The sequence below is a fragment of the Nocardia niigatensis NBRC 100131 genome (assembly GCF_000308655.1).
Lineage (GTDB): Bacteria > Actinomycetota > Actinomycetes > Mycobacteriales > Mycobacteriaceae > Nocardia > Nocardia niigatensis.
In genome coordinates, this window is the sequence record NZ_BAGC01000054.1 from 32,219 (window position 1) to 50,567 (window position 18,349).

Consider the following 18,349-nt stretch of genomic DNA (forward strand, 5'->3'; position numbering starts at 1 on the left):
CGCTATTCCTGAATGGCAACTACGCCAACCGGATCCGCGCCCCCCGAGATGCGCCGGTCCGGATTCCGGATCGCACCGAATCAAGGGTGATTGCAGTGATCAAACCGCTTATCCTGCTCGCGACGGCCGTGATGGCCGCGGGTGGCCTCGGCTTCGGCACCGTGGCGGACACCCGTTTCGACTCCAGCGCCGACTGCCTGTGGGCGGGCGGCGCGCACCCGCAGGGCTCCCGGGTGGTGGCGGGCGGGTCGGCCTTCACCTGCGGCAGCGACGCGGCCGGCCCGCACTGGTACCGCGGCGGCGCGGCGGCCGCGAGCACCGTGCCGAATCCCGGCGCGGACGGCAGTCCGGCCGGTCGCTTCAGTGCCGGGGCGCGCCAGCCCGGCACCGACTACGACGACTACTGTGTCGGCGATCAGCTGATTCCCGGTGTCGGGGATGTCTTCGAGGCCGTCCCGACCAGCGGCGGACTGCTCTGGAAGTCGGCGGGCCCGGTCTCGCAGTGGACCTTCGATCCCGGTGTGGTGCAACCGAAGACGTCGACCCGCTCGTCGGGGATGTGTCTCGACGGTCAGCTGCTCTGAGCGTCCCCGCCCCCGTCCTCGGCGGCCGCGGTATAGGGCCGGTTCGGGATGAGGGCGGCCGAGGCCAGCCCGACCACCAGGAACAGTGCCGCGGCCAGCAGCGTGGTCCGGGTGGAGTCGGTGAAGGCCCGGCTCAGCGCGTCCACGATGGCCGCGGCGCCGTGCTGGTCCCGCAGGCTGGAGATGGCCCCGCCGGCCGACTGCCGGGTCGCGGTCGCGAGGGTGTCGGCGGCGGGTTTCTGCAGATCGGGGACACTCGAGAGCCGTCTGGGCAGATCGTGGGCCAGCGCCGCCGACAGCAGCGCACCGATGACCGCGGTGCCGAAGGCCGAACCGACCTGCCGCACGGTGGACTGGGTGGCCGAGCCCTGGCCCGAATTCCCCGTCGGCACATCGGCGAGCACGGTCCCGGTCAGCTGTGCCGAGGCCATGCCCAGCCCGACGCCGTACCCGATCAGCAGCACCGCCAGCCACCAGCCGGAGATGTGCGGGGTGACGAACAGGGCGGCCAGGGCCACGGCGACGGCCTCCAAGGCGAGACCCAGTTGCACCACTCGCACCGGCCCGAACCGGCGCACCAGCCCCTCGGCGAGGCCCGCGGCCAGGAAGGCGCCGACCGCCATGGCGGCCAGCACATAGCCCGCGCCGAGGGTGGACAGGCCGAGGACGTTCACCATGAACAGCGGCAGCACGAACAGGAGCCCGAATTCGCCCAGCGCCACCAGGAACGCGGTGATATTGCCCCACCGGAAGCTGGGTATCCGGAACAGCGCGGGATCCAGCAGCGCGGAGCGGCCGACCGTATTGCGGTGCTTCTCCCACAGGTAGAACAGGTAGAGCGCGAGCACGCCGAGCGCCAGCAGGATCGGGATCGGCGAGAGGGGCGCGGAGGCCGGCCAGTTCCACCCGGCGAGCGGGAATTCCCGCAGCGGCTTCCACCAGCCGTAGGTCTGCCCTTCGATGAGCGCGAACACCAGCAGCGCGAAACCCGCTGCGCTGAGCAGGAACCCATCCACGTCCAGGCCGGGCGCGGCCTTGCCCATACGGGTTTCCGGCACGTACAGCGCCAGACCGATCAGCACCACCGCGCCCAGTGGCAGGTTCACCAGGAAGATCCACGGCCAGGTGAAGTAGGTGGTGAGCCAGCCGCCCAGCAGCGGGCCGATGGCGGCGACGCCGGATATGACCGAGCCCCAGACCGCGAACGCGATCACCCGGTCGCGGCCCCGGAAGAGGGCGTTCATGGTGGCCAGCGTGCCGGGCATGACCCCGGCGGCGCCGACGCCCTGCACGACGCGCCCGAGGATCAGCGGCCAGGGGCTGTGCGCCCGCGCCGAGAGCACGCTGCCGATCAGGAAGATGACCACGCCGAGGGCGAACATCCTGCGCCGCCCGAGCCGGTCGCCGAGGCGGCCGCTGGTGATCAGCAACGCGGCCAGCACGACCGCGTAGATGCTGTTGATCCACTGCGCCTGAGAGAAATTCAGCTGCAATTGGTCGATGATGACGGGCAAGGAGACCGCGACGATGGTGCCGTCGAGCACCACCATGGACAGTCCCAGCGCCAGGACACCGAGGGTGACCCACTTCCTGCGCCCAGGGTCGAGCTGCGTTTCCGTCATTTCGTCACTCCCGCCGCTCTAGAGCCGTCCGAAGAGTCCGATAGTCCGTTGGCCACTTATGCGCCGATTGTCCGTTGAACAGTGTATGTCGAGGCGTCTGGACAGCCGAACATTTGCAGACCGGTGACCCTGGAACAGCGGATGTCCGAATCGGATACGTTGGAACCTGTGTCGATGATGAAGGGTTCCAACGTTCCGGTGGCGGTGTCCGAGGTTCGGATCGAGCTGGGGTGGCAGTCGGGACCCGGGGTTCCCGACGCCGATGCCTCCGCACTGCTGCTGTCGAGCGGCCGGGTGCGCTCGGACGCCGATTTCGTCTTCTACAACCAGCCGCTGCACGCCTCGGGCGCGGTCCGCCACCACGGCAAGCAGACCGGACCGGTGATCGTGGACGCCCTCTCGGTGCACCTGGGCCAGGTGGAACCGCAGATCGACGCCATCGTGCTGGCGGCCTCCGCCGATGGCGGCACCTTCGCCCAATTCCGGGGCCTGCACGTGCGTTTGGTGGACATGGGTGGCCAGGAGCTGGCCCGTTTCGACAGCAGCGACGCGACCTCCGAGACCGCCTTCGTACTGGGCGAGCTGTACCGTCGCGGCGGCGGCTGGAAGTTCCGCGCGGTCGGCCAGGGCTACGACTCCGGATTGGCCGGACTGGCAACAGATTTCGGCATCTCGGTCGACGAAGCACCTGCCCCGCAGCCGAATACGCCGCAGTCGGCCGCCCCGGTCCAAACGGTCCCGTCGCCGGTCACGTTCCCGCAGCCCGTCGCTCCGCCGCCGGTCGCGGGCTTCCAGCAGCCGGTCGCCCCGCCACCGCCCGCCCCCGTACCGCCCGCCCTCGCTCCGCCGATGCCCGCACCCCGGGTGAATCTGGGCAAGATCTCGCTCACCAAGGAAGCTCCTGCCGTCTCGCTGACCAAGCAGGGCGCGACCGGCGGCATCATGCGGGTGAACCTGAACTGGTCGGTGCCGAGTTCGGGTGGGCTGTTCGGGCGCAAGCGCGCGAACGGCGGGCTCGATCTCGATCTGTGCGCGTTCTGGGAGCTGTCGGACGGGTCGAGGGGCTGTGTGAGCGCGCTGGACACCTTCGGCGATCTGTACAAGCCGCCGTTCATCGCCCTGGATCGCGACGATCGCACCGGCGGCAGCGCGGTGGGCGAGAACCTGTCCATCAACCTCGATCACATCGCGGACTTCCGCCGCATCCTGGTGTTCGCCTCGCTCTACGAGGGCGCGCAGGACTTCCGCGGTGTGCACGCCACCGCGACCCTCTTCCCGCGCAACACGCCGCCCATCGAGATGGAAGTCGGCGGCTGCCACGATGATTCGCGCGAGATGGTGCTGGCGCTGATCGAGAACATCAACGGCGAGCTGGTGGTGCGGCGCGAGGGCCGGTTCGTGCGACCGCCGGAGGGCCGGCGGTTCTGGGGCAAGCTCGCGGTGGATCAGGCCTACAACTGGGGCCTCAAGTGGGGCACCTCGAAGGGCAAGTCCTGACGCGGTTCACTCGGGCGCGAGTCGCCGCGCCAATTCCAATGCGGCGACCCGGGTTTCGGCCAGCGAGCCGGACCAGCAGAGCAGCCGCAGGATGGCGTCGGGAATGAGCTGCCCGGCATATTCGGGCGCCGCGCCCTCGTCGGAGCGCATATTGATGACCGACTCGACGAGCCGGAACGGCAGCAGTTCGGCCCCGGCCACCGCACCGGCCTCGGCGAGGACGGCCCCGGGTGCGCCGGCCGCCTCGGCGATGACGGCCGCCGACAGCGTTTCGTAGTGCCCGCGCAGTTCGTCGCGGCGTTCCCGGAAGCGGGCGAAGCGTTCACTACGCAGTTCCGGCAGCAGGTACAGCGCGCCGAGGTTCCAGCGGCTGGCGCACAACTGGGTGACGTCGTACCAGGCCAGCGCGTACAGCCGCACCACGGCGGGTTCGGGCTGCCCGGCCAGGGCGCTCGCCAATTCCAGTGGCGTGGTGACGGTTTCGGCGAGCAGCGCGTCGAGAATGTCGTCCTTGGCGGCGAAGTGGTGGTACAGCGAGGCCTGCCGGATGCCGACGGCGTCGGCGACGGCGCGGGTGGAGGTATTGCCGTAGCCGTGACTGGTGAACAACTCGGCGGCGGCGTCGAGGATTTCGGCGCGCGGCGTCTGGCCTGCGCGCCGGCGCGGTGCGAGACGAGGCCGGCCGGGTCCGAGTTGGGTCACCCTGCCATTCTGTCTTACCCGCGCTAACCATCTCCCCCCCACGTTGCCGACCTGCGGGGTGAGATTTCTGTCATTCGACAGAAATACCGGCAATACAGAAGTTACGGCGGGCCATCTGACCGATACAACGACGTCATCTCAGCCGCGATCGCGACCGCAAAACTTTCAATCGATAGATATTCGCCTCGCGAAAGACTCACCGCCATGGTTGCCTCCGCCGACGCCATCCTCCCCCAATCCTCGCCCGGCAGCGCCGTCACCAGCGCTTACGATGCCGAAACCGCCACGGACAGCGCCGATCTGGCGCGATTCGGCTATCAGCCGGTGCTGCATCGCAAGCTGGGCCGCTACGCCTCCTTCGCGGCCGGATTCTCCTTCGTCTCCATCCTGACGACGATCTTCCAGTTCTTCGGCTTCGGCTACTCCTTCGGTGGCGCGGCCTTCTTCTGGACCTGGCCGATCGTGTTCGCGGGTCAGTTCCTGGTGGCGCTGAACTTCGCGGAACTGGCCGCGCGCTACCCGATCTCGGGCTGCATCTACCAGTGGTCGCGGCGGCTGGCCGGGGAGGTGGTCGGCTGGTTCGCGGGGTGGATGATGGTCATCGCCCAGATCGTCACCGCCGCGGCGGCCGCGATCGCGCTGCAGGTGGTGCTGCCGGCCATCTGGTCCGGGTTCCAGCTCATCGGCACGAACAGCGACCTCACCTCCCGCGACGGGGCCTCGAACGCGGTACTGCTGGGCAGCGCGCTGCTCGTGATCACGACGCTGATCAATGTGGTCGGCATCGACTGGATGGCCCGCATCAACTCGCTCGGGGTGACCATCGAGATCGTCGGCGTCGCCGCGGTGATCGCGGTGTTCTTCACCCACACCGATCGCGGGCCGGGCGTGGTCACGCACACCGATCAGGCCGCGGCCGGCCCGTACTGGGCCGCCTTCCTGGCCTCCGGGCTGATGGCCGCCTACGTCATGGTCGGGTTCGATTCCGCCGGTGAGCTTTCCGAGGAGACCAAGAATCCGCGGCACGTCGCGCCGCGCACCATTCTGTCGGCCCTGGCCGTCTCCGCACTGGGCGGCGGGCTCATTCTGCTGGGCGCGCTCATGGCCGCGCCGAGCCTCACCGACGGCTCGCTGGCCGGCGGCGGGCTCGCCTACGTGATCGAGGCGAAACTGACCACTGTCCCCGGCAAGGTGGTGCTGGCGTGTGTGGCGTGTGCGATCACGGTGTGCACCTTGGCGATTCAGACGGCGGGTTCGCGACTGCTGTTCTCGATGGCGCGCGACGGCCGGCTGCCGTTCTCCGGACCGCTGTCGCGGGTGCATCCGCGCTTCGGCACCCCGGTGTGGCCTGCGGTGGTGATCGGCGTGCTGGGTATCGGCCTGCTGGTGGTGAACCTGGGCAATGCCGCCATCTTCGCGACGCTGGCCAGTGTCTGCATCGTCATGCTCTACCTGGCTTATCTGCTGGTGACCGTGCCGCTACTGGTGCGCCGGATCAAGGGCTGGCCCGCCGATATCGCCGGTGACGCCGCGGGCACGAAGCTGTTCGCGCTGGGCCGCTTCGGCATCGCCGTCAACGCGCTGGCCGTGGTATGGGGCATCGCCATGGCGGTGAACCTGGCCTGGCCGCGCGCCGAGGTCTACACCCCGACCGGCGGCGGCTGGTGGATGCTCTGGGCCGCACCGCTGTTCGTGCTGCTCACCGTGGCGGTCGGCGCGGTGGTGCACCGGTTCGTCACCCCGGCCCGGCCGTCGCCCGTCACCGAGCCAGTGCCCCAGATCGCCTGAGCTCCCACGAGATTCCGAGGAAGGACGTTTCCCATGACCACGGCCAACACCACCGATGCCCGGGCGCACGCGCGCTCGCAGGCGGCGGCCGCTCCGCTGAGCGGACCCGCGCTGCCCGTCGGCGTCGATCCCGCGCGGATCAGTGTCGCGCAACGGATTCCGGCGGGCGGCTACGCGAATGTCGTGCTGGCGCGCGGCACCCGGGTGCGGCTGCTGGATCCGGACGGCGCGGCGTGCGCGCACGTGCTGCTGCTGCGGGCCGACTCCCCGTGGGAGCGGCTCAATGTCGCGGACACGGTGAAGGTGCCGTGGCAGGCCTACCTGGGCACGGGGCATCCGCTGCTGTCGGATCAGGGCCGGGTGCTGGCCACGGTGGTCGCGGATACGTCCGGTCACCACGACACCCTGTGCGGCCCATCTCCCGTCGCCCGGGACCGGCTGCGGCTGGCCGGGGTGAAGCAGGGGCTGGAGCCCCGCGACATCGGCCCGACGGTGTCGTTCTTCCGGGGCGTGCGGGTGGCAGCGGACGGCGCGCTGACCGTGACCGGCGGCGCGGGGGCGGGTGCGGCGGTCGACCTGCTCGTGCACCTGCCGGTGACGCTGCTGGTCGCCAACGCGGAACATCCGCTGGACTCCGCTCCCCCGACCGAGCTCGACCTGGTGGCCTGGGCCGCGCCCGCGGAACTGTCGCTCACCCCCAATACCGACCCGGAATACCTGCGCGCGGTGGAGAACACCGAACAGGACTGGCACGCACGCACTCTGGAGGCCCGCGCATGACCACCCCGACCCGCACCGTCGTCCTCGACGAGACGGTCCCCGCCCGGGCCCCCTGGTCGGCCGTGGTGCACGCCGGTGACCAGCTGGAGATCATCGATCTGCACGGCAATCAGGCCGTGGACTGCCTGCTCTACAACGCGGCCGACCACACCGATCGCTACAGCGCGCAGGCCACGATCACGGCCCAGCGCAATATCTTCCTGACCACCGGCAGCGTCCTGCTGACCGAGGCGGGCACCGCGCTCATGACGGTGGTCGCCGACGAGGTCGGCAATCACGACACCGTGGCCGGCGCGTGCTCGCAGGAGTCCAACACCCTCCGCTACGGCCACCACACCCGCCATCAGCACGCCTGCGTGGAGAACTTCCTGGCCGAGGGCCTGAAGTGGGGTCTGGGCAAGCGGGATCTGGTGTCGAACATCAACTGGTTCATGAACGTTCCGGTCGAGGCCGACGGGACGCTGGGCATCGTGGACGGCCTGTCCGCGCCGGGCAAGACGATCACGCTGCGCGCCGAGACCGACACCCTGGTGCTGGTCTCGAACTGCCCGCAGATCAACAATCCCTGCAATGGCTTCGAGCCCACGCCGGTCCGCATGGTGGTGACCCGATGACCGCCGTGCTGCCGGAGCTCATGGCGATCGAGCGCCCTTCCGCCGCAGTGACTTTCGAGGTCGTCCGGCCGGGCATGCAGACGACCGTGCAGGATTGGCCGGGCCGCGTCGGCTACTGGCATGTGGGCGTGCCGCCGTCCGGACCGATGGACGACCTGTCGTTCCGGCTCGGCAATCGCGCGCTCGGCAATCCGGAGGGCGCGGCCGGGCTGGAGTGCACCCTGGGTGGCCCGGCGCTGCGCTTCGACGCCGCCACCTGGGTGTGCGTCACCGGTGCGCCGGTCCCGGTCACCGTGGACGGCCGTCCGGTGCGGCAGTGGCGCAGCGTGCTGGTGCCCGCGGGCGGCGTACTGGACATCGGCATGGTGCGCGGGCCGGGCATGCGGTGCTATCTGCTGGTGGCCGGCGGCATCGAGGTGCCCGAATACCTCGGCAGCCGTTCGACTTTCACGCTCGGCAAGTTCGGCGGCGGCACCGGCCGGGCGCTGACGGCGGGCGACGAGTTCACGCTCGGGACGCCCGGGCGGGTGACGGCCGGGGTGACCGGCGACGACCAGCCCGTGCTGACCCGGCGCTGGGAACTGGCGGTCACCGAGGGACCGCACGGCGCGCCGGAGTTCTTCACCCGCGCCGACTTCGACACCATCCTCGGCACCGATTACGAGGTGCACTTCAACTCCGACCGAACCGGGGTGCGGCTCATCGGCCCGAAGCCCCAGTGGGCGCGGCGGGACGGCGGCGAGGCGGGACTGCACCCGTCCAACATCCACGACAACGCGTATTCCGTCGGCGCACTGGATTTCACAGGCGATACCCCGATCCTGCTGGGCCCGGACGGCCCCAGCCTGGGCGGCTTCGTCTGCCCGGTCACCGTGGTGGCGGCCGAACGCTGGAAGCTGGGCCAGCTCACGCCGGGCGACCGCGTGCGCTTCGTCCCGGTCCGCGCCGATCACGCGGCCTCGCTGCGGGAGCTCGGGGCCGGGCGCCGGGCCGCCTGGCCGGTCGTGCTGTCCACGGGCGGAGACGGTGACGACGGCGTCCTGGCCCGCCGCGACGGCGCGGACACCGCGGTCACCTACCGGCGCGCGGGCAATGACGGCCTGCTCGTCGAATACGGCGATATGACACTGGATCTGGAGTTGCGCGCCCGTGTGCACGCCCTGCACCAGGCGCTGCTGGAACGGTCCGAGCCGGGGATCACCGAGCTGACCCCGGGCGTGCGATCGCTGCAGGTGCGCCATGATCCGGGCCGCCTGCCCACCCGAAGCCTGCTGGGCCTGCTCGCGGAGGTGGAGTCCGAACTGCCGCCCGCCGACGAACTGGTGGTCCCCAGCCGCACCGTACGGCTGCCGCTGTCCTGGGACGACCCATCTACCCGCGAGGCCATCACCCGCTACATGCACGGCGTCCGCGCGGACGCCCCGTGGTGCCCGTGGAATATCGAGTTCATCCGCAGGATGAACGGATTGGCCTCCGTGGACGAGGTTTTCGACACCGTGTTCGCGGCCGAGTACCTGGTCCTCGGTCTGGGGGACGTGTACCTCGGCGCGCCCGTGGCCACCCCCACCGATCCCCGGCACCGGCTGGTCACCACCAAGTACAACCCGGCCCGCACCTGGACGCCGGAGAACGCCGTCGGCATCGGCGGCGCCTACCTCTGCATCTACGGCATGGAGGGTCCCGGCGGCTACCAGTTCGTCGGGCGCACCACCCAGGTGTGGAACCACCGCTCCAGCGGGATCGGCGAAGACCCCTGGCTGCTGCGGTATTTCGACCGCATCAGCTGGTATCCGGTGAGCGCCGGGGAACTGCTGGACCTGCGCGCCGACACCGCCGCGGGCCGCGGCGAGCTGCTGGCCGAGGACGGCGAGTTCCGGCTGGTCGACTATCGGAAGTTCTTGTCGGACAACGCCGCATCCATCGAAGAGTTCCGGGCCCGCCAGGCCGATGCCTTCGCCGCCGAACGCAATTCCTGGCGCGAGGCGGGCGAACTCGCCGAAACACCCTGAACGCCTCCGCCGTCGTGTTCCATCCCCAGCCCGAGGAGACCCCATGACCGTGTGGATCCACCACCGCCCGGACGCCGATGTGGACGGCGAAATCGCAACTGCCACCGGTCCTCTCGCAGGCGTGCGGCTGGCCGTCAAGGACAATGTGGATGTGGCCGGCCTGCCGACGACCGCCGCCTGCCCCGACTTCGCCTACTCGCCGGAGCGGGACGCGCCCGCGGTAGCGGCGCTGCGGGCCGCCGGTGCGGTCGTGGTCGGCAAGACGAATCTCGATCAGTTCGCCACCGGGCTGGTCGGTACTCGCTCGCCCTACGGCGTCGTCGAGAACGCGCCGCGGCCCGGATATGTCTCGGGCGGTTCGAGTTCCGGGTCCGCGGTGGCGGTCGCGACCGGGCAGGCCGATATCGCCATCGGGACCGATACAGCCGGATCCGGGCGCGTTCCGGCCGCGTTCCACGGCCTGGTCGGTATCAAGCCCACTATTGGCGTGATCTCCACCGAGGGCGTCGTACCCGCCTGCCGCTCCTATGACTGTGTGACGATCTTCGCCGCCGATCTGCGCCTGGCCGATCGGGCCATGGGCGTCATGGCCGCCGGCGCGCCGCATCGGCCATGGCCGGCGGACACCCGCCTGGCCGCGCCGCCGCAGCCCGTGATCGCGGTATTCAATGCGCTACCCGACCTGGACCCGCTGTGGCACAAAGCTTTCGAGCGGACCGTCGCCCGATTGCGCGATCGCGGCGCGACCATCGTGGCAGTCGATCCGGGGCCCTTCCTGGCCGCCGCGAAACTGCTGTACGACGGCGCGCTGGTCGCCGAACGCTATTCAGCGGTGGGCGAATTCGTCGACGCGCACCCCGAATCGGTCGATCCCACGGTCGGATCCATCATCGGCGCCGCCCGCGAGCTTCCCGCGCATCGGCTGGTCACCGACCTGGCCGCGCTGGCACGCCTGCGGGCCACCGCCATGGCGAGCCTCGCGGGCGCGGATGCGCTGCTGACCCCGACCGCGCCGATTCACCCCACCATTGCCGAGGTCGCCGCGGATCCGGTCGCCGTCAATGCGCGACTCGGCACCTACACCAACTTCTGTAATCTCTTCGACCTCTGCGCGGTCGCGGTCCCCACGGACGAGCCGCACTTCGGCGTGACCGTGCTGGCCCGCGCCTTCGAGGACGCCGTCGCGCTCGATATCGCCGCCCTGATCACCGATACGCCGCTCGATCCCGGGGAGCCGTGCTGGCCCGCGACGGTCGCGGCCACGCACGAGCTTGTCGTCTTCGGCGCGCATCTGCGCGGCCAGCCGCTCGAACCGCAGCTGACCGACCTGGGCGCCCGCTGGGGCGGACCGGTCGAGACCGCACCGCGCTATCGCCTCGGCGTGCTCGACACGGTGCCGCCCAAACCGGCCGTAACCCCGGTCCCCGCAACGGAATCCGGTGTCACGGTGGCCGGGGAGCGCTGGCGGCTGTCCCCCGCCGCCCTCGGCCGCTTCCTCGCGGCCCTGCCCACCCCCATGCAACTGGGCGCCGTCGAACTCGCCGACGGCACCTGGCACACCGGGTTCGGCTGCACCGGCGCCGCCGCCGAATCCGCCAAGGACATCAGCGAATACGGTGGCTGGCGGGCGGCGTTGGCGGCCGGGGCCGTGGGCTGAGGATCGGTTAGTCAGTCCTGCCAGAGCGCCAGCACGCGGTCCGCGTCCGCCTTGCCCTGGGCGCGACCGGCTTCCAGCGACGGGACGCGGGTGGCGGTGTCGAGCGGGTTGAGACCGAACGCCGCGGTGGCCGCCTCGTCCGGGACGATCACCTCGACCCGGGCGCCGGCCGCGGCCAGACCCGCCACCTGGGCCTCGAGCTCGGCGTCCGGCATGGGGGCGATCACCAGCACACGGGCGTAACCGGTGGCCAGGTCGGCGTTCACCGACGTCCGGACCCCGCCATCGGTGTAGCGCGCGCCGTCGACCGTGGCGCACGGCCACACCATCGGCACCGCGGAGCTCGCGGTCACCGCGTCGACCAGGGCGACACCGGAGTCCTTGTCGAAGACCCGCAGCTCGCCCGTCTCGGCGTTCACCGCGGTGACCCGGAGGTCCCGGCCGGACCACTCGTGCACGGGCAGCCGGGTCTCGATGACGGCCCGCCGCTCCGACTCCGGGACCGACTCGGCGCGCAATGCGAGCGCGCCGATGCGCCGCCGGCGCTCGACCGAATCCACCTGCAGTTCCTCGATGATGGCGGCCAGCATCTCCCACAGTCCGGCGAACTTCTCCATCGACGGCACGATCTCGCGGCTCTGCACCGTCGGATCCACTTGCCGCCGAACCAGTTCCGTGAGATCGACCCCGCTGCCGACCTGAGCGGCCACATTGGCCCCGGCGGAGGTGCCGAGCAGCAGATCCGCCCCGGTCACATCCGCGCCGGCATCGGCCAGCCCGGCGAGAATGCCGGTCGCCCAGGAGATTCCGGCCACCCCTCCGCCGCCGATGACCAGCGCGCGTTCCGTCGCCATACCTTTTCCCTCTTCCTGCCGCTCAAAAAAGACACCCTGCGGTTCGAAAAGCTACCGGCTGGGTCGGCGGAACGGCGGCGATGGCCGCGATTTCCACTTCGCTCAGTCGGAGACGTGGGTCGCGTCGGGATTCGTGGCGTCGCGGATGACGCGCAGGCCGGTGGTGAGCTGGTCGAGTTGCTCGGGGCTGAGCAGGCCGGTGAACCAGCGGTCCACGCCGTCGAGGTACGCGGGCAGCACGCGCGCCACGCGGGTGGCGCCGGCGGCGGTGAGCACCGCGTAGGAGCTGCGCCGGTCGGCGGGGTCGGCCTCGCGGCGGACGAAGCCGTTGCGCTCCAGGCGATCCACCAGCCGGGTGACACCGGAGGTGGACAGGGTGGTCTGGGTGGCCAGATCCGTCATGCGCAGCTTGCGGCCGGGTGACCGGCTCAGGCGCATCAGGGCATTCAGGTCGAGCCCGGAGAGACCATTGCTCTTCCAGGTCTCCTCGAGCCGGGCGATGAGCCCGTCGTGCGCCTCGTAGAGCAGGCCGATCGCGGTCAGCCTGGGGTCGTCGAAGAGATGCTTGGGATCCACGGTGAGCAGCCTAGACCAGATGGTTTCTGTGCGGATAGTTGACACGCGGAACATTTCCGATATCTTGTTGCTGACGCAATATTCCGCACTGCAACTACATGGAGGTTCCGATGACGACCGAGCGCTGGGTGGCGGGATTCCGTGCGCCGCTGGTGAATCCGGCCGAGGAGATCAAGCTCGCCGAACCGCGGGCCTTCGCCGGCGAGACGGTGCGACAGGTGGTGCGCGTGGCCGGTGGCGGGTCGCGGCTGCGGGTGCGACTGACCAACCGCTACGGCACGGACGCGCTGGTGATCGGCGCGGCACGGATCGCCGTGCGCAAGACGGGCGGCGAGATCGTGCCCGAGACCGATACCGAGATCCGGTTCGCGGGGTCGGCGTCCACCCGGATCCCGGCCGGGGCCGATCTCGTCAGCGACCCGATCGCATTGGCAGTCGAGGCCGGCACCGAGCTGGCGCTCAGTGTCTACCTGCCCGAACCCGCGCTGCCCGCGTTCGCGCAATTCCCGGTCGACACCAGTTGGATCGGCGCCGGCGATCGGACGGGCGACATCGCACCGTCCGACGCCGAGGAGACCGCGTCGCGGTTCTTCCTCACCGGAATCGACGTCGCCGTCGACTCAGACGTTCCGGTGCTGGTGGCCTTCGGCGACTCGTGGTTCGAAGGCTTCGGCTCGACGCACGGCGCTAACCGGCGGTCGGTGGACGAGCTGAACCACCGGCTGGCCGCCGGGTGGGCCGTCAACCAGGGCATCGGCGGCAACCGGCTGCTCACCGACGAGATCGGCGAGCACGGGCTGGCCCGCTTCGAGCGGGACGTGCCGTCGGTGCCGGGGGTCGCGGCCGTGTGGGCCAACTTCGGCATCAACGACCTGATCCTGGCCGGCACCGCGACCGCCGAGGCGCTGATCGCGGGCTTCACCGCGCTGGCCGGGCGGGCGCACGCCGCCGGACTGCCGATCTACGCCAACACCATCGGGCCCTTCGGCGGCGCCGTCTACCCGGGTCTGGCCGTGGCCGAGGGCATTCCGGTGCGGCGGGCGGTGAACGAGTGGCTGCGCACCACCACGGTGTTCGACGCCGTCTTCGATGTGGCCGCGGCCGTGGAGAATCCGGCGGATCCGGACTCCATCCGGCCCGAGTTCGACAGCGGCGACGGCATGCATCTCAATGACGACGGGGCCCGGGCCATGGCGGCGGCGGTGGATCTCACCGCGCTGCCGCCGGCCTTCCAGTGAGCAGCCGGTCAGGGCAGGCACGGCCGGGCGGGTCAGCGCGGCTTCACCTCGGCCAGAAGCTCCGGCCCACGAGCCTCCAACCGGGTGGTCGCCCAGCGAATTCCGAGTGCCGCGGCCACCCCGCCGAGCAGCACGCCGACGGGCAGCGCCGCCCACTGCATCAGGGAATTATGGAGTGCCACACCAGTTCCCAGGATCGCGAGCACCGGAGCGGCCGCCAGCAACTGCACCACGCCCACCGCGAGTTGCATGAGCAGCTTCATACAGCCGGGATTGCCCGAGCCCGCGAAGGGATTGCCGCGCTGCGGCGGCAGGGCGAAGGCGGCGTGCGTGGACAGGAACACCACGGCCCCGGCGCCGACGCCGAGCAGCACCGGCAGCGTCGACAGCGCCCACGCGTACAGGTTCGGCCGGCCGAGCGCGCCGGGCAGGATGAGGGTGGCGAGCACCGACGGCGGGGCGACCAGGATCAGCCAGGCGTAGGCGCGGCCGCGCACATCGGCGCGGGCGGCGCCGGGAGTCACCAGGGTCTGCCAGATCGCGGTGCCGTCGAACCCGTACAGGTTGGTGCTGGACATGGTGGCCAGCCACACCACGAAAGCGCCCGAGAACGGGATGGTTCCGGTACCGCCGCCGTTGCGCAGCGACAGGAAGATCGGCAGCACGAAACCGATGAGCAGCAACGGGATCAGGGCGGCGCGGCGGCGGCCGTCCCGCCACCAGGTGCGCAGTTCCTTGGTGACGACCGCGCCGACCGCGGTGGCGGGGACGAAACGGTCGAGCATGCCACCGCCGGTGTCGACCACCTGGCCGGCGGCCGCGGCCGGGGTGGTGAGGCGACGCTCCAGCAGGACCGCCCAGGACTGCCACAGGATCAGTGACAGCAGCGCCAGGCCCAGCAGCGGCAGCAGGGCGAGCAGGTATTCGCCGCGGGCCGCCGTCTCGACGGCATAGGGGGCCCAGCCCGACGGGATCGCGCGCACTGTGACCGACAGGCCGCTGTGGTCGCTCTCCAGTTTCGGGCCGACCGCCGAGATCAGCAGGTTCAGTGGGTAATACGCGAGTCCGATCAGAGCGGCTAAGAGCACGCCCAGGTCCTTGCCGCGCCGGGAACGCATGGCCGCGCCGAGCCAGGCCACCACGACCCGCGACAGCAGGACCACGAAAACCAGGTGCAGGACCGTGCCGAGGGCCGCGATCGCGGTGGCGCCCGGGCCGACCGGCGCGGCGAGCAGGACCAGGCCGCCGAAGGCGATCAGGTTGACCATGGCGGCGGGTCCGGCGAAGGCGGCCGCGCCGAGCCCGTAGGCCAGTTGCCGGGTCGTCAAGGGCAGCAGGCGGAATTGCTCGGGTTGCAGGGTCTCGTCGCTGCTGCCGGTGAGGATCGGGCCGCAGATCCAGCCGAGGGTCCAGGCGCCGAACAGGGCCGCCGCCACCGTCACTCCCCCGTGCACGGTCTGGTGCGCGGTGGCGATGATCAGCGCGGTGGCGACCGCGGCGATCAGGCCGAAGCAGGTGCCGATCCAGAAGTTCAGTGCCGCACGGCCTTCCCGCATGTGCCGCGCGGTGATGCGCCATCGCATGCGGATCAGGACGCCAACCACGACAGCCCCTCCTCGCCGCCCACGCGTCCGCCGACCAGCCGCACGAACGCCTCTTCGAGGGTGCCCTCGCCGCGCACCTGGGCCAGGGTGCCGCCCGCCACCACCCGGCCGCGGTTGATCACGGCCACGCGGTCGCAGATGGATTCCACCAGGGCCATCACATGACTCGACAGCACCACCGATCCGCCCGCGGCGACGAATCGCTGCAGGATGGTGCGGATGGTGCTCGCGGACACCGGATCCACCGCCTCGAACGGTTCGTCCAGCACCAGCAGCTTGGGTGCGTGCAGCAGGGCGGTGGCGAGGCCGATCTTCTTCCGCATGCCGGCCGAATAGTCCACCACCACAGTGTTTTCCGCGCCGTCGAGTTCCAGGACATGCAGGAGCTCGTCGGCGCGTCCGACCACGGTCGCCTTGTCCATGCCGCGCAGTAATCCGGTGAAGTTCAACAACTCTCGGCCGGTGAGCCGCTCCGGCAGGGCCAGGCCGTCGGGCAGCACCCCGACCACGGTCTTCGCCTGGACCGGATCCGACCACACCTCGTGCCCGAAGATCCGGGCCGCGCCGTGATCGGGTCGCAGCAGGCCGACTGCCATCGACAGCGTCGTCGTCTTTCCGGCGCCGTTCGGCCCGACCAGCCCGAAGAACGAGCCGGGCGGCACCGACAGGCTCACCCCCTCGACCACCCAGGGTCCGCCGAATTTCTTGTAGAGCCCGTCCAGTTCCAGCGCCGGTCGTCCGTCGACAGTCATATGCCCTCCTCGGAGCCCCCGCATACCGCCCTTTCACGATAAGCATGCGGCTCCTGTCTGACATATCGCCGGAATCGCCTCGCACCGCAACCGGTCAGCGGGTCAGGCCGCCGAAGAATTCGCGAATGTCACCGGCGAGCAGGTCGGGGACCTCGAGGGCCGGGAAGTGGCCGCCGGAGTAGAACTCCGACCAGTGCACGATGTTGTGGGCCTTCTCCGCGAAGCGGCGGATGGCGAAGTCCGCCGTGGTGAAGACGGCGACCCCGGTCGGCACCGTGCCCGGCGGCTTGGGCGCGAACATCGTGTAGTCGTGGAACCGCTCGTAGTAGTAGTTCGCCACGCTGCGGGCGGTGTCGGTGAGCCAGTAGATGGCGACGGTGGTCAGGATCTTGTCCCGATCGATGGCGTCCTCGGGCAGCTCGTGACTGGCGTCCGTCCACTCCTTGTATTTCTCCACGATCCATCCGAGCTGCCCGGCCGGTGAATCGGCCAGCAGCTGCGCGATCGTATTCGGCCGCGAGCCCGCCAGATTCATGTACGCGGACCCGTTGTCCTGGAACTGCTTCATCGCCGCCAGCCGAGCCTGCTCGTTCTCGGTCAGGGCAGCCATATCGGCGGGATCGCCGGTGGGGAAGGTGACCAGCGCATTGGCGTGCACCCCGATCACCCGATCCGCGAAGTCCCGGCCCAGCCGCGGCGCGACGAACGCCCCGTGATCCCCGCCGTGCGCCCCGAACCGCTCATACCCGAGCCGCGTCATCAGTTCGGCCAGCGCGGCGGCCACTTTCCCATCGTCCCAACCGGTTTCGGTCAGCGGCCCCGAGAACCCGTGCCCCGGCAATGTCGGAATCACCAGATCGAAGGCGGGCGCCCCCGCCTCGGCGGGATCGGTCAGCGGCTCGATCATGTCGAGAAAGTCCGCCGGCGTCCCCGGCCAGCCATGGATCAACAGCAGCGGCGTCGCGCCTTCCCGCGGCGACCGAACGTGCATGAAGTGCAGATTCTGCCCATCCACAGTGGTACTGAACTGCGGATAACCATTGAGCCTCGCCTCAACAGCCCGCCAATCGAACTTCTCCCCCCAATACCCGGCCAACTCCCGCAAGTACCGGGTCGGCACCCCGCGCTCCCACCCGCCCCCTGGCACCTCGTCGATCCACCGGGTCCGCCTCAGCCGCCGCCCCAGCTCATCGAGCTCAGCCTGCGGAATATCGATAAGAAAGCCACGGATCTCGTTCTCGCTCATAACATCGAGTCTTCCGATAAAGAGCCCTCTCCCACATCACGAAGATTCGTTATTCGCCCTTCCCGCCCATCACCGCGGCCGACGCCTGCATGATCGTAGGGACCGGTCGGACGATGGTGAGGATGTGAGCATGGATTCGGTTCCGGTGCACGCGATTCCCCGTGGTTGGCGGGCGGCGATGGTGGGGACGGCGGCGGCGGTGGCGGTGTGCTGCGCCGGGGTGTTGTGGACCTTCGCGATCCAGTTCGAGTACGTCAATGCTCTGCTGTGGGGTGGCTTCGCGCTGGTCATCCCCAGCGCGGTGTGGCTGGTGCTGGCCGTTGTCGGTGGCCTCAACTATCGCGGTTGGTGGCGTGCCGGGCTGATCCCGCCGGCGATCGTCGCTGTCACATTGGGCCTGCTCTGGTTCGAAGCGCCGGGAAGGGTCGGCTGGGCGCTGTCCCGCCAGTCGATGGATCAGGCGGCCGCCGAGTGCGCTACCACCCACGATGTCACCGACATCGGCGTGTACACCTTCGCCACCATCCAGTCCGACCCCGCCACCTGCCGCTTCTACCTCCACCTCGGCTATCCCTCATCCCGGCGAATGTTCCTCTACCACCGCGATATCACCCACCCCACCGCAACCCCCGACCCCCGCTGCCGGCACCTCGGCGGCTCCTGGCACTTCTGCGACCTCGACAGCGTCCTCTGACGATTCGCGAACCAGTTGAATCGATAGGTTTCAGATCCCGCAGAACCACCGCCGACGAGGTCGAGGCCGACCCGATCCAGCCAACGACTCGCCGGTGCCGAACGTTTGTTCGTTCGGCACCGGCGAGGTGGG

At 70.1% G+C, this 18,349-nt stretch carries 16 protein-coding genes; 9 read left to right on the plus strand and 7 right to left on the minus strand.

Annotation, left to right across the window (positions count from 1 at the left end; genetic code table 11):
• The first annotated feature begins 95 nt into the window (after positions 1 to 95).
• Positions 96 to 584 (plus strand): hypothetical protein, encoded by a 489-nt coding sequence (locus tag ON33_RS25945; RefSeq protein WP_040861709.1) that lies wholly within the window; start codon positions 96 to 98, stop codon positions 582 to 584.
• Here the strand turns inward: ON33_RS25945 and ON33_RS25950 are convergent.
• Complete coding sequence (locus ON33_RS25950; RefSeq protein ID WP_051152812.1) at positions 572 to 2,206, minus strand: MFS transporter; 1,635 nt, start codon at positions 2,204 to 2,206, stop codon at positions 572 to 574. The two genes, ON33_RS25945 and ON33_RS25950, sit on opposite strands and share 13 nt — an antisense overlap.
• 174 nt (positions 2,207 to 2,380) lie before the next feature.
• Here ON33_RS25950 and ON33_RS25955 point away from each other — a divergent pair, with 174 nt between their 5' ends.
• Complete coding sequence (locus ON33_RS25955) at positions 2,381 to 3,703, plus strand: TerD family protein (protein ID WP_040861771.1); 1,323 nt, start codon at positions 2,381 to 2,383, stop codon at positions 3,701 to 3,703.
• A 6-nt stretch (positions 3,704 to 3,709) separates the two neighbouring features.
• On the opposite strand, the gene ON33_RS25960 is transcribed toward ON33_RS25955, so the two are convergent.
• Complete coding sequence (locus tag ON33_RS25960; protein WP_040861710.1) at positions 3,710 to 4,405, minus strand: TetR/AcrR family transcriptional regulator; 696 nt, start codon at positions 4,403 to 4,405, stop codon at positions 3,710 to 3,712.
• 225 nt (positions 4,406 to 4,630) lie between these two features.
• Here ON33_RS25960 and ON33_RS25965 point away from each other — a divergent pair, with 225 nt between their 5' ends.
• From ON33_RS25965 to atzF, 5 genes are read left to right on the plus strand one after another with little or no spacing between them, the layout of a single operon-like run.
• Complete coding sequence (locus tag ON33_RS25965; protein WP_174391573.1) at positions 4,631 to 6,193, plus strand: amino acid permease; 1,563 nt, start codon at positions 4,631 to 4,633, stop codon at positions 6,191 to 6,193.
• A gap of 33 nt (positions 6,194 to 6,226) precedes the next feature.
• Positions 6,227 to 6,973, plus strand: coding sequence for a DUF1989 domain-containing protein (locus tag ON33_RS25970; RefSeq protein WP_040861712.1), 747 nt, complete (start codon positions 6,227 to 6,229; stop codon positions 6,971 to 6,973).
• A complete protein-coding gene (locus ON33_RS25975; RefSeq protein WP_040861713.1) occupies positions 6,970 to 7,587 on the plus strand; it encodes an urea amidolyase associated protein UAAP2 in 618 nt (205 codons plus the stop codon). The genes ON33_RS25970 and ON33_RS25975 overlap by 4 nt, the downstream gene beginning before the upstream one ends.
• Positions 7,588 to 7,607: 20 nt before the next feature.
• Positions 7,608 to 9,596 carry a 5-oxoprolinase/urea amidolyase family protein gene (locus ON33_RS25980; RefSeq protein WP_040861772.1) on the plus strand — a complete coding sequence of 663 codons (1,989 nt, stop codon included), beginning with the start codon at positions 7,608 to 7,610 and terminating at the stop codon, positions 9,594 to 9,596.
• A complete protein-coding gene (gene atzF / locus ON33_RS25985; protein ID WP_083869310.1) occupies positions 9,535 to 11,253 on the plus strand; it encodes an allophanate hydrolase in 1,719 nt (572 codons plus the stop codon). Before ON33_RS25980 ends, atzF begins: the two co-directional genes overlap by 62 nt.
• Positions 11,254 to 11,264: 11 nt before the next feature.
• Here atzF and ON33_RS25990 read toward each other — a convergent pair whose 3' ends face one another.
• Entirely contained in the window at positions 11,265 to 12,107 is an 843-nt protein-coding gene (locus ON33_RS25990; protein WP_040861715.1) for a patatin-like phospholipase family protein, read from the minus strand.
• Between the two features lie 102 nt (positions 12,108 to 12,209).
• Positions 12,210 to 12,683, minus strand: a complete 474-nt coding sequence (locus tag ON33_RS25995) for a MarR family winged helix-turn-helix transcriptional regulator (protein ID WP_040861716.1) — start codon at positions 12,681 to 12,683, stop codon at positions 12,210 to 12,212.
• A gap of 110 nt (positions 12,684 to 12,793) precedes the next feature.
• On the opposite strand from ON33_RS25995, the gene ON33_RS26000 reads away from it, so the two are divergent.
• A complete protein-coding gene (locus ON33_RS26000; protein ID WP_040861773.1) occupies positions 12,794 to 13,921 on the plus strand; it encodes a GDSL-type esterase/lipase family protein in 1,128 nt (375 codons plus the stop codon).
• 32 nt (positions 13,922 to 13,953) lie between these two features.
• Here the strand turns inward: ON33_RS26000 and ON33_RS26005 are convergent, their stop codons facing one another.
• From ON33_RS26005 to ON33_RS26015, 3 genes are all read right to left on the minus strand, one after another.
• Positions 13,954 to 15,525: a hypothetical protein gene (locus ON33_RS26005; protein ID WP_040861717.1), complete on the minus strand. Its 1,572-nt coding sequence runs from the start codon at positions 15,523 to 15,525 to the stop codon at positions 13,954 to 13,956.
• Positions 15,510 to 16,277 (minus strand): ABC transporter ATP-binding protein, encoded by a 768-nt coding sequence (locus tag ON33_RS26010; RefSeq protein ID WP_040861718.1) that lies wholly within the window; start codon positions 16,275 to 16,277, stop codon positions 15,510 to 15,512. The genes ON33_RS26005 and ON33_RS26010 overlap by 16 nt, the downstream gene beginning before the upstream one ends.
• Before the next feature lie 94 nt (positions 16,278 to 16,371).
• Entirely contained in the window at positions 16,372 to 17,523 is a 1,152-nt protein-coding gene (locus ON33_RS26015) for an epoxide hydrolase family protein (RefSeq protein WP_040861719.1), read from the minus strand.
• A 130-nt stretch (positions 17,524 to 17,653) separates the two neighbouring features.
• Between ON33_RS26015 and ON33_RS38595 the strand changes: the two genes are divergently transcribed.
• On the plus strand, positions 17,654 to 18,217 hold the full coding sequence (locus tag ON33_RS38595) for a hypothetical protein (protein WP_051152814.1): 564 nt from the start codon (positions 17,654 to 17,656) through the stop codon (positions 18,215 to 18,217).
• The last annotated feature ends 132 nt before the right edge of the window (positions 18,218 to 18,349 follow it).